General features: G+C 71.6%; 11 protein-coding genes. 4 read left to right on the top strand and 7 right to left on the bottom strand.

Annotated features, from left to right (window positions below; genetic code table 11):
* The 7 genes from FDA94_RS34175 to FDA94_RS34145 form a co-directional block, all read right to left on the bottom strand.
* On the bottom strand, nucleotides 1–605 hold a 605-nt coding region (locus FDA94_RS34175; protein ID WP_212735635.1), incomplete at its 3' end, for an MSMEG_0567/Sll0786 family nitrogen starvation N-acetyltransferase.
* 5 nt (nucleotides 606–610) lie between these two features.
* The gene (locus tag FDA94_RS34170) at nucleotides 611–1,669 is read right to left on the bottom strand and encodes an MSMEG_0568 family radical SAM protein (RefSeq protein WP_137251194.1); all 1,059 of its coding nucleotides are present in this window, start codon (nucleotides 1,667–1,669) and stop codon (nucleotides 611–613) included.
* Nucleotides 1,669–2,181, bottom strand: a complete 513-nt coding sequence (locus FDA94_RS34165; protein WP_062433344.1) for an MSMEG_0572/Sll0783 family nitrogen starvation response protein — start codon at nucleotides 2,179–2,181, stop codon at nucleotides 1,669–1,671. The genes FDA94_RS34170 and FDA94_RS34165 overlap by 1 nt, the downstream gene beginning before the upstream one ends.
* A 25-nt stretch (nucleotides 2,182–2,206) precedes the next feature.
* Nucleotides 2,207–3,022 carry an amidohydrolase family protein gene (locus FDA94_RS34160; protein ID WP_170991247.1) on the bottom strand — a complete coding sequence of 272 codons (816 nt, stop codon included), beginning with the start codon at nucleotides 3,020–3,022 and terminating at the stop codon, nucleotides 2,207–2,209.
* Nucleotides 3,022–4,299: an MSMEG_0569 family flavin-dependent oxidoreductase gene (locus FDA94_RS34155; protein WP_137251192.1), complete on the bottom strand. Its 1,278-nt coding sequence runs from the start codon at nucleotides 4,297–4,299 to the stop codon at nucleotides 3,022–3,024. The genes FDA94_RS34160 and FDA94_RS34155 overlap by 1 nt, the downstream gene beginning before the upstream one ends.
* A gap of 91 nt (nucleotides 4,300–4,390) precedes the next feature.
* Nucleotides 4,391–5,590, bottom strand: a complete 1,200-nt coding sequence (locus tag FDA94_RS34150) for a DUF6716 putative glycosyltransferase (RefSeq protein ID WP_246060304.1) — start codon at nucleotides 5,588–5,590, stop codon at nucleotides 4,391–4,393.
* The gene (locus FDA94_RS34145; protein ID WP_137251191.1) at nucleotides 5,587–6,567 is read right to left on the bottom strand and encodes a hypothetical protein; all 981 of its coding nucleotides are present in this window, start codon (nucleotides 6,565–6,567) and stop codon (nucleotides 5,587–5,589) included. The genes FDA94_RS34150 and FDA94_RS34145 overlap by 4 nt, the downstream gene beginning before the upstream one ends.
* A gap of 217 nt (nucleotides 6,568–6,784) precedes the next feature.
* Here FDA94_RS34145 and FDA94_RS34140 point away from each other — a divergent pair, with 217 nt between their 5' ends.
* The 4 genes from FDA94_RS34140 (at nucleotide 6,785) to FDA94_RS34125 (ending at nucleotide 10,994) form a co-directional block, all read left to right on the top strand.
* The gene (locus FDA94_RS34140) at nucleotides 6,785–8,302 is read left to right on the top strand and encodes a sulfatase family protein (protein ID WP_137251190.1); all 1,518 of its coding nucleotides are present in this window, start codon (nucleotides 6,785–6,787) and stop codon (nucleotides 8,300–8,302) included.
* Nucleotides 8,257–8,718 carry a MarR family winged helix-turn-helix transcriptional regulator gene (locus FDA94_RS34135; protein ID WP_137251189.1) on the top strand — a complete coding sequence of 154 codons (462 nt, stop codon included), beginning with the start codon at nucleotides 8,257–8,259 and terminating at the stop codon, nucleotides 8,716–8,718. The genes FDA94_RS34140 and FDA94_RS34135 overlap by 46 nt, the downstream gene beginning before the upstream one ends.
* Nucleotides 8,719–8,775: 57 nt before the next feature.
* Nucleotides 8,776–9,372 carry a malonic semialdehyde reductase gene (locus FDA94_RS34130; RefSeq protein ID WP_137251188.1) on the top strand — a complete coding sequence of 199 codons (597 nt, stop codon included), beginning with the start codon at nucleotides 8,776–8,778 and terminating at the stop codon, nucleotides 9,370–9,372.
* A 281-nt stretch (nucleotides 9,373–9,653) separates the two neighbouring features.
* The gene (locus FDA94_RS34125) at nucleotides 9,654–10,994 is read left to right on the top strand and encodes an ABC transporter substrate-binding protein (RefSeq protein WP_137251187.1); all 1,341 of its coding nucleotides are present in this window, start codon (nucleotides 9,654–9,656) and stop codon (nucleotides 10,992–10,994) included.
* Nucleotides 10,995–11,077: the final 83 nt, after the last annotated feature.

Here is an 11,077-nt window from a genome sequence, read left to right as displayed (position 1 = left end):
AGCGCGGCCTTCCCGGCGGCGGCGCGGGCCAGCCGCCCGATGGGCCACCGCATCGTGTGGTGGGGCCGCCCGGCCACGCGCAGGGCCCGGACCGGCCGCCACCCGAGCCGGGTGAACAGCGGGACGGCCCGCTCCTGCACGTCGGCCTCGAAGCGCAGCACGCCGGCCTCTTCGGCGAACGCGCACGCCGCCCGGACCAGCGCGGGCCCCACCCCGGGAGCCCCGCGCAGCGCCGGGTCGACGACCAGCCGCGAGCCGCGCCACCAGCCGATGTCGGGCCCGTCGTCCTCCGGCCCGAGCCGCACCCCGCCCAAAACGACCCCGGCGGCGTCGCGGGCCACCAGGACGACGGTGCGCGGATCCTCGTCGCGGTGGTCCAGGTCGTCGTCCTCGAACAGGCCCTGTTCCTCGACGAAGACCCGCCGGCGGAGCAGCCGGTAGGCGTACAGGCAGCCGCGGTCGGCGGTCGCCTCGACGACGAACCGGGCGGGTTCGCGCCCGATCAGCCCGGCCCCGAGCAGCGCGGGCACGTCGAGCGGGCGCGCGGCGGCGGGCCCGGGCGAGCCGGTGAGCAGGACGTCGCAGACCGATGCCACGCCGGTCACGCCGGTCACCCGCCCGCCGTCGCCAGGGCGCTGCACGCGCCGCAGGCCGCGCATCCGGCGCCCTGCTCGGCGCCGGTCATCCCGGCGCCGCGCAGCATCGCGGCCACGCGTTCGGTCACGTCCCCGACCAGCTCTCCCGACGGCGCCGGTACGCCGTCGCGCCGCCCCAGCGTCCCGGCGAGCGGCCGGTAGGGCACCACGAAGGGGTAGACGCCGCGCGCGATCAGCTCGGAGGCGCCCGCGACGAGTTCGTCCGCCGACTCCCCCAGCCCGATCAGCAGGTAGGTGGAGACCCGGTTGCGGCCGAAGACACGGACCGCCTCGTCCCAGGCGGCCCAGTAGTCGGCGAGCGGCGTGCGGGCCTTGCCGGGCGTCCACCGCCGCCGGACCGCGTCGTCGAGCGACTCGACGTGGATCCCGATCGCGTGCGCCCCGGCCCGCTTCAGCTCCGCGATCCAGGCCAGGTCGGCGGGCGGCTCGCACTGCACCTGGACCGGCAGCTCCGGCACCGCCGCGAGGACGGCCCGGACCGACCGCGCCAGCACCTTCGCCCCCCGGTCGGGGCCCGACGTGGTCCCGGTCGTCATGACCATCTGCCGCACTCCGTCGAGCCGGACCGCCGCGGCGGCCACCTCGGCGAGTTGCGCGGGCGTCTTGGCCGCCACGGTCGCGCCGGAGGCCAGGGACTCCTCCACGGCGCAGAACCGGCAGCGCTCCTCCTCGGCGTACCGCACGCAGGTCTGCACCACGGTCGTGGCCAGCACGTCGGCCCCGTGGAGCTTGGCGATCTTCTCGTAGGGCACCCCGTCGGCCGTGGTCAGGTCGTAGAACCGGGGCCGGCGGACGGCCCGGACGGCCACGCCCATGTCGGTGCCGCCGAGGTAGAGCCGCCCGTCGCGGACGACGTAGGGGCTGGCGGGGTCGAGGGGCAGCGCCGCGTTGGCGCCGTCGACGAGCAGGTGCCCGTCGTCCGACGGACCGGCGCCTCCGGTCCGCCGTACGGGCGCGTCGAGCCGGACCCCCCGGATGGCCACGTCGACGCGGGTCGAGACGCGGTCGGCCATCAGAACATGTACGTCGAGTTGATGACGGCGCCCTTGCGGGAGTAATGGATCAGCGCGTCCTGCACGTCGAGCGGGTGCGTCGGGATGACCCCCTCGATGAGGTCCTCCTCGCGCGCGCCGTGCAGTGACAGCCCGAACCGGCAGCAGAACACCTTGCCGCCCTCGGCGATGAACGTCTTCAGCGAGTTGTTGATGTTGTGCTCGCCGGGGAACGCCGAGTTGCCGGTCGTGGGGAAGCCGCGGGTGGCCAGGCAGTTCAAAGATCCTGGCCCGTAGAAGTAGATGGCCGACTCGAAGCCCTTCCGGAGCGCCCGGGTCGCCTGGAGGATCGCCACGAAGCTGACCGACGACTCGTGCGCGATGCCGTGCACCAGCGTGAAGTACGTCTCGCCGTCCTCGGCCTTGTAGTCGGGGAAGACCTTCGTCTCGCCGTAGAGGCTCGACCCGTCGGGCAGCGACGGGTGGGGGATCTCGGTGAGGCTGGCCTGCTCCAGCTCGGTCAGTTCGGTCATTTCCGGGCTCCTGTCTTGAGGGCAGCTATCCATAAAGTTTTTCGAAGGTGTCGTGGAAGACCAGCCGGGCCAGCTCGCCGTCCCCCACGGCGGCGCTGAGCCGGGCGTGCTCCCCGGGGTGGTCGCCCCAGGGTTCGTCGCTGGCGAACAGCAGCCGGTCGTGGCCGAGGCCGCGCCGGTCGATCTCCTGGGCCAGCCAGCGCGGGGCGAACCCGATGGCCCAGGAGAGGTCGGTGTAGACGCGCTTGCCGGCCGCGATCCAGTCGAAGAACCGCGACCCGGCGAGCTTGATGTGGCCCGACGCGCCGCCGCCGAAGTGGACGAGGTGGATGGCGACGGCGTCGCCGTACCGCTCGACCAGGTGGGCGATCTCGTCGACGTCGGAGGCGGCCCCGGGCGAGGTGTGGACGTGCACGACCAGATCCCCGTCGCGGGCGACGGTGAAGATGCGGTCGAGCAGCGCCCGGCAGGAGGGGTCTGCGGGGCGTCCGCCGAGCAGGAAGCTCAGTTTCAGCGCCCGGACTCCGGGTTCGCTGGCGAGGGCGAGCGCGGCCAGCGTGCGCGCCTCGTCGGCGGGCAGCGGCGAGACCCACAGCCCGGCCCGGATGCGGTCGTCGCGGACGGCGGCCTCGACGCAGAGGTCGTTGAAGGAGAAGGCGACGGCCGGGTCGGGCACGCCGTAGTTGGGGATCACCAGCGCCCGCTCGGTGCCCTCGCGGTCGAGGTCGCGCAGGAGCTCGGCGATGGTGGCGCGGGCGCCGACGTCGGGCCGGACCGGCGGCCCGCCGTAGAAGGGGTGGGCGGGCAGGATCCCCAGGTGGCGATGGGCGTCTCGGATCATCACGTCCCCAATAACTCGGGGTGGACGTGGTAACCGGAGGCCGAAGGAGCCCGCCCGGCGAGGTGGGCGGAGATGTGCCCGGCGAGGTGCTCGGCGTCGCGGCCGACCCCCACGATGCGGCCGGAGCCCCACGTGTGCTGCCAGGGCAGGCCGAGGAAGTAGAGACCGGGCCAGCGCGTCACCCCGCGCGTGTGGGCGGGGTAGCCGGTCCCGTCGAACACGGGGACCCTGATCCACGAGTGGTCGCGGCGGAAGCCCGTACACCAGACGACCGAGGCGATCTCCTCGGCGCGGACCGTCGAGGTACCCGCCGGCGGCCGCCAGACCGGGACGTAGCGCTCCTCGACGGGGGCCGGGATCCCGTTCGAGGCGATGTACGCGTCCACGGAGTCCTTCACGCCCTCCGACACCGCGTCGGCGTGGTCGAGGTTGGCCGCCAGGTCGTCGGCGAACTCGAGAACGCCCCCGGTGATCCCGGTGAGCCGCCCGTGTAAGCGCATCCCCTGAAGGGCGAAGGCCCGCAGGTCGATGTCCCGTCCGCCGTCGCGTCCGGTCACGTAGTGGTTGGCGCGGGCCCGCACCGCGTCCGGGTCGTCGAACTCGGTGATCGGCCGGTCGTAGTGGCCCATCAGGTCGAGCCACTCGACCACGTCGCGCCCCCGGTAGCGGCGGGCGACCCGGGGCGCGGTCCCGACGGCGAGGTGGACGGTCCGCCCCGCCAGGAACAGGTCTTCGGCGATCTGGCAGCCCGACTGCCCGCTCCCGACGACGAGCACCGGCCCGTCGGGCAGATCGGCCGGGGCGCGGTAGGCGTCGGAGTGCAGCGACGGCACGGTGAGCCGCTCGGCCAGACGGGGCACCACCGGCGTCTGGTAGGGCCCGGTCGCGACCACCACCTGCCCGGCGGTGACGACGCCCCGGTCGGTGGCGACGGCGAACCCGCCCTCGACGGCGGTCAGCCGGGTGGCCGTCACGCGTTCGGCGACGGGCGGCGCGAACGAGGCGGCGTACCCCTCCAGGTAGGCGACGATCTCCTCCCTGACCATGAAGCCGTCGGGATCGCCGCCCGCGTAGGGGTATCCGGGCAGGTCGCACTGCCAGTTCGGGGTGACCAGGCAGAAGGAGTCCCAGCGCCGGGAGCGCCACGACTCACCGACCCGGCCACGCTCCAGCACGACGTGGCCGACGCCCAGGCGGGTCAGACAGTGGCTCATCGACAACCCGGCCTGGCCGCCGCCGATCACGACCACGGGGTGGGCCGAACCGTCGACTCTCATGCCCCTCAGTGCATGAGCGGGCCGTTGCCGATCGATGTCATCCGGAACAAATCCCCGTCAACGGATGCGCACGCGCCGTGACGGGGGCTCGTTACTTGAGCAGCTTGCGGATCTTCTTCTTGGCGCGGTAGCCGTAGCGGAGCACCTTGGGCGGCACCTCGATGCGCAGCCGGGCGCGGCGGCGGGCGGCGGCGTGCTGGGGGCCGTCGAGCAGCGACGACGACGGCGTCAGGGTGCCCGCGCGGGCGGCCTCGACGAGCGCGAGGGTGCGCAGGGCCCAGTCGTTGTGGGCGGCCTCGTGGAAGTAGTTGGCCGCGCACCACTCGGGGGTCGGGGTGCGGAAGTCGGCCTTGGCGAGGTCGTCGAGCGTGCCGAGCGAGCCGGAGCCCTCGAACACCAGGTTGATCATCTCGGCGCTGACCCCGAAGTCGGACAGCACGAGCAGCGGCACGCCCTGGGCGATGGCCTCCAGCGCCGCCGTCGAGGAGACCGTGACGAACCCGTGGGCGCGGGCCAGGTGCTCGTGCATCGGCCCGGCCTCGAACGACAGCAGGCCGGCCGGGACCCGGCCTTCGGCGGCCATGGTGTTCCAGAGCCGCTCGTAGTGGTGCTTCTCGTTGTGGGTCTGGCGTTCGTCGTCGCGGGCCCGCAGCTTGACGACCACCCGCAGGTCGGGCCGGGCCTCGGCGAGCGCCTTCAGCGCCAGCAGCACGCTCTCGCGGTCGTCGCGCCTCACCGGCACCTTGGCCTGGGTGGCGAACACGACCCGGTCGCGGGTCTCGCCGGCCGAGGGGTGGCCGGTCAGGTCGAGGTAGGGCAGCCGCGCCAGCGCCACCTGGCCGCCGCCGCCGAGCCGCTGGGCGATCTCGCCGAACTCCCGCACCTCGCGGCCGGAGTGGAGGATGAACAGGTCGCAGCCGCTGCGGTAGATCCAGGCCTTCTCGGTCGCCGGGACCGAGATGCCCGGCAGGCCGGTGACGAACACGGGACGCGGCTTCAGCCCGGCCAGGATCTCGCTGACCAGCGCGTCGACGACCGGGCCGGTGCACGACACCAGGATCACGTCGGGCCGGAACCGCTCGGCGGCCTTGCGCAGCGCCCGCGCGCCCAGCGTCGGCACGTCGTGGAAGCGGGTGCCGCTCACGGCGGCGGCGATCTGCGACTCCGAGGGCGCGATGGGGGTGCGCACCACGGCGAGTTCGAGCTTCCAGTCGCCGGGCGCCCCTGCGACGAGCCCCGCGGCCCATTTCAGGTAGGAGTCGGAATCGGCCACGGCGAAAACGCGGATCAAGGAGCGACTCTTTCGTGTGCGAAAAGCTGGAGGTGGGAGCGGAGCGACGGACCCGCCGAGGCGGTCCACCATTCGTCCGGCACGTCGACCGTCTCCACCGAGACGCCGCGTGCCCGCAGCAGGATACGGAGAGAAGTGACCGCCGTCGACGGCAGACTCAGCACCCGCTGACCGGGCCGCAGGTCGCGCAGCGTCATCTCGGCGGGGGCGCCGCTCTCGTAGACCGTGACGCCGTCGATGCGGCGGACCCGGTCGAGGTCTTTGGGGTCTTCGCGGCGGTGCGGGTAGTAGGCGACCGGCTCGTCGAGCCCGGTCAGCCACTTCACGTAGGCCTCGCGGTGGATGAGCCCGTTGCGCACCAGCGAGGTGCCCAGCACGACCGTCTTCTCGGCCGGCGGACGCCTCCCGGGCTGGCTGCGCAGCCACGGGAAGTCGTGCTTGACGACGGCGGCGCCCAGGGCGCGGACGGCGTCGGCGACGTCGTCGGGCACCGGCAGCGCGGTGAAGACGGTGAGGCGGCCCCGGCGGGCCAGGCGGCGCAGCCGCACCCCGGCGACCGTCCCCATGGCGGTGCGCGCGGCGCCCGGCACGGCGCGGGCGCGCAGCAGCGGGCGGCGCTCGGCGAGCAGTTCGAGGAGCCGGATGGTGGCCAGCCCGTCGTCGACGAGCAGCAGCCGGCGTACCGGAGAGGTCAGGAGGCTCAGCTGGACGCGGCCGGAGAAGGCGTCGCCGACCGCCCACGACCGGCCGGGCTTGGGCATCTTCGCCGACGGCTCGGCGAAGCTCAGCCCGTCGGGCAGCGCGAGCCGGGAGATCTCGTTGCGGGTCAGCCGAAGCGCGGGCAGGCCCGAACGCGGCACGACGACGGCGTCGTCGCCGAGCAGACCCGCGTGCTGCGCCTCGATGACGCAGAGCAGCTGAAGCGGGGACTCGACCCACGCGACGGACGAACCGCCATTACTCGCAGAACTCTCCATGGACCCGTTCACGACGGGCTCACGGTAGCCGCCGATCGCAACAGGACAGGGAACGACGGGTGAACAGCCGAATACGTGAACCCCCGGATCTCATACGAGTCACTGTCCCGGAGGCGTTAGAACGGTGCAACCGGTTGGGAGAATCAACTACGTAACGTGTACGATCCGCTGCTAAATGTACGTTTTCGCAGGTGTAACAGTGGCAATGATCTGCCTCATGTTGAAGAGGAGTCTCACCTTCGGCCTCGCCTTGGCCCTCTTGGCGGCGCCGCTGACCATCACGCCGGCCACGGCGAAGTCGAACCCGAAGGCGCCCGCGAAGGCGTCCGTGAAGGCTCCTCCGAACGTCGTCTTCATCCTCGCCGACGACCTCGACACGGCCGACCTCCACCGGTTCCCCAACATCTCCCGGCTGGCGGCAAGCGGGACCACGTTCTCCCACTTCTACGTGACGAACCCGTGGTGCTGCCCGTCGCGCTCGTCGATCCTGCGCGGGCAGTACATCCACAGCCACGGCGTGACCAGCAACCGCTTCCCCAGCGGCGGCTTCCCCCGGTTCAAGCCGCTGGAGGAGAGCACGATCGGCACCTGGATGAAGGCCGCGGGCTACCGCACGGCCCTGTTCGGCAAGTACCTGAACCAGTATCCGAGCCCCGAGGTGCCGCGCACCTACATCCCGCCGGGCTGGGACGAATGGGCGGTCCCGGTCACCAACCTCTACCGCGAGTACGGCTACGCCCTCAACGACGACGGCATCATCGTCGAGCGCGGCGAGCAGCCGGAGGACTATCTGACCGACGTGCTGGCCCAGAAGGCCGCCGGGTTCGTCAGCCGCAGCGACCCGTTCTTCCTCTACCTGTCGCCGACCGCGCCGCACCGCCCGGCCAACCACGCGCCGCGCCACGCCGACGCCTTCGAGGGGGTCAAGGCGCCGCGCACCCCGTCCTACAACCAGGAGGACGTGTCGGCCGAGCCGCTCTGGGTGCAGCAGCGCGGGCGCATGTCGAAGCGGGTCAAGCGCAACATCGACCAGATGTACCGCGACCGGCTGCGCTCCACGGCGGGCCTCGACGACCTGGTCGGCACGGTCGTCTCGGCGCTGGAGCAGGCCGGGAAGCTCGACGACACCTACATCTTCTTCGGCTCGGACAACGGCTTCCACCTGGGGCAGCACCGCCTGCGGTCGGGGAAGACGACGCCCTACGAGGAGGACATCCGGGTCCCGATGATCGTGCGCGGGCCGGGGGTGCAGGCCGGCCGGGTCGACACCTCGCTCGGCTCGACGGTCGACCTGGGCCCGACCTTCGCCGAGCTGGCCGGCGCGCAGGTGCCGGGCTTCGTCGAGGGCCGGTCGCTGGTCCCGCTGCTGCAGGGCCGGCGGGTGCCGTGGCGTGACGCGGTGCTGGTGGAGTTCGACAAGCCCGACTACGCTCCCGGCTGCCCGCCCACCTACCGGGCGCTGCGCACCGAGACCCACGCCTACGTCGAGTACGCCACCGGCGAGCGCCAGCTGTACGACATGATCAGCGACCCGCACCAGCTCACCAACCTGGCCGCCACCGCCGACCCGGCACTGGTCGCCGGTCTGTCGGGCCGGCTGGCCGCGCTGCACGCGTGCTCGGGGGCGGGCTGCCGGGTCGCCGATACGATTTTGGGCGAACGCTCAGATTTCCCCCCGTCAGGAGTGCAATGGATCGGACCCCGACCCCAGAACGCGCCGCATGTGATCGGCTGAGCCCCGGCTTCGGGCACCTCATCCGGTCGGCCACCGCGCTGGAACGCCTGATCGACAGGGCGTTGCAGGAGGAGGTCGGGATCAGCCACGTGATGTTCGAGGTGCTCCTGCGGCTCTACCGCGACCACGGCGCCTGCACCGCGATCAACGCCCTCGACCTGACCCTGACCAGCGGGGGGATGACCCGGCTGCTCGACCGGATGGAGAAGGCGGGGCTGGTCACCCGGGGCCGCCACGACGGCGACCGCCGGGTGACCCTGATCCGGCCCACCGACGAGGCTTCGGAGATCTTCCTGCGCGCCGTCGACGTGCACGTACGCGTCGTCGACCGCCACTTCGAGGCCCCGTTGTCGGCCGTCGAGCGGGAGACGCTGCGGCGGGCACTGGCCCGGCTCGAGGAAGTCCTGGCCGAATAAATTGATTGCACGGGAAGATATTGCACGAGCAGAAGGTTGTTGGGCAACATGAGTGCCATGACAACCCAGAGCGCCCTCGACGTCACGGGCCAGGACCTGCTCTTCCGCGCCGCACGGACGGCCAACACCTTCACCGACGAGCCCGTCTCCGACGAGACCGCGCACGCGATCTACGACCTGATCAAGTGGGGCCCGACCGCGATGAACACCCAGCCGCTGCGCATCGTCTACGTCCGCTCCCCCGAAGCGCGGGCCAGGCTGGTCGACCACATGTCACCGGGGAACAAGGCGAAGACGGCAGCCGCCCCGCTGGTCGCGATCCTGGCCGCCGACGTCGAATTCCACGAGCACCTGCCGAGGACGTTCCCGCACTTCCCGGGCGCGAAGGACGCGTTCGCCGACCGTGACCAGCGGGTCGAGTCGGCGCGGTTCAACGGCGCCCTGCAGGTGGGCTACTTCATCGTGGGCGTGCGCGCCCACGGCCTGGCCGCCGGGCCGATGGCCGGATTCGACAAGGCCGCCCTGGAGAAGGAGTTCTTCCCGGAGGGCCGGCACGAGGTGCTCGCCGTGGTCAACATCGGCAGGCCCGGCCCGGACGCCTGGTACGCCCGCAGCCCCCGCCTCGACCTTCACGAGGCCGTGACCACCGTCTGAGCGCTCCCACACCAGTGGCCCGTCTCCACAGTGAGATGGGCCACTTTGTGCTGTATGAACTGGGAGCGCTCCCAACTGCGGGTATGTACTTTTTGTCGATTCATGTCCATTTCTACGCCTCTAACCGTTACAGGAGTAACAGTTAGGTTTCGGCATATTGACGGGTGCGTTGCCCATAGTGGACTCTTCGTGGGAGCGCTCCCAACCTGCTGAGCAGTCGGGGATCGGCCGGGAGCCCACCTTCTGTCACAGATTCGGGAACCACCTGAGAGGGGTCCGGAATGATGAACAACACGCGCCGCGGTGTGCTCGCGGCCGTGGCCGCAGGGACGCTGGCCTTGACGGCCGCTGCCTGCGGCGGCGACGAGGCACCCGCAGCGGCACCAAGTGCGGGCGGCTCCGCGGCCCCTGCCGAGAAGATCGAGATCACACTGAACACCTTCGGCGGCGGCGAGAACTTCGCCTACGACGACGCCGTGGCCCAGTGGAACGCCGCGAACCCGAACGTTCAGGTCAAGTACGTCAACCTGACGGACCGGTTCGAGGACACCTACCTGCCGCAGGTCCTCCAGTGGCTGGAGGCCGGCAGCGGCGCCGGCGACATCATCGCCATGGACGAGGGCGCGATGGGCCTCATGGCCGCCCGCCCGCAGTACTTCGCCGACCTCGGCCAGTACGGCCTCGACAGCCGCAAGGCCGACTACCCCGCGTTCAAGTACGACGTGGGCGTCAACACCGAGGGCAAGCTGTTCGCCCTCGGCACCGACATCGGCGGCATGGCCATGTGCTACCGCACCGACCTGTTCGAGAAGGCCGGCCTGCCGACCAACCGCGACGAGGTCTCCAAGCTCTGGCCGACGTGGAACGACTACCTCGAGGTCGGCAAGAAGTTCAAGGCGAAGGTCCCCGACGCGGGCTTCGTCGACGGCGCCAACACCGTGTACAACTCGGTGCTCGCCCAGGAGGCCGGCAAGAACGGCGGCCTCTACTACTTCGACAAGAACCAGGCCCTCGTGGTCGACAAGAACCCGGGCGTCAAGGCCGCGTTCGACTACGTGCAGTCGCTCAGCTCCGCCGGCCTGACCGCCAAGCTCCGCTCCTGGAGCGAGGAGTGGAACACCGCGATGCAGAAGGGTGGCTTCGCCACCATGGGCTGCCCCTCGTGGATGCTCGGCGTGATCTCCGGCACCTCCGGCGAGTCCAACGCGAAGAAGTGGGACGTCGCGGCGGTGCCCGGCGGCTCCGGCAACTGGGGCGGCTCGTGGCTGATGGTCCCGTCGCAGAGCAAGCACCCGAAGGAGGCCGCCGACGTCCTCAACTTCCTGACCGGGAAGGACGGCCAGGTCGCGGCGTTCAAGGAGGGCGGCAACTTCCCGAGCGCCATCCCGGCGCAGCAGGACCCGACCGTCGCCGAGGCGAAGAACGCCTACTTCAACGACGCCCCGAGCGGCCCGATCTTCGCCGCCTCGGTCGCGAAGCTGGCCCCGGTGTTCTTCGGTGAGAAGCACGCCCAGGTGAAGGCCGCCGTCGAGGAGGTCCTCGTGGGCGCCGACCAGGGCTCGGTCAAGTGGGACGAGGCCTGGACCCGATTCGTGGAGGAGGGCGTGAAGGCCGCGGGCTGACCCCCCGGCCGTGCCCGACCGGCCCCTGCACCGAGGGGCCGGTCACTCACTTGAGCGGCCGGATCCCCCCGGCCGCTCCTTCC

Origin of the sequence: Herbidospora galbida (genome assembly GCF_005233835.1) — a bacterium.
Classification (GTDB): Bacteria; Actinomycetota; Actinomycetes; order Streptosporangiales; family Streptosporangiaceae; genus Herbidospora; species Herbidospora galbida.
This window is presented reverse-complemented; position numbering and strand designations above follow the sequence as displayed.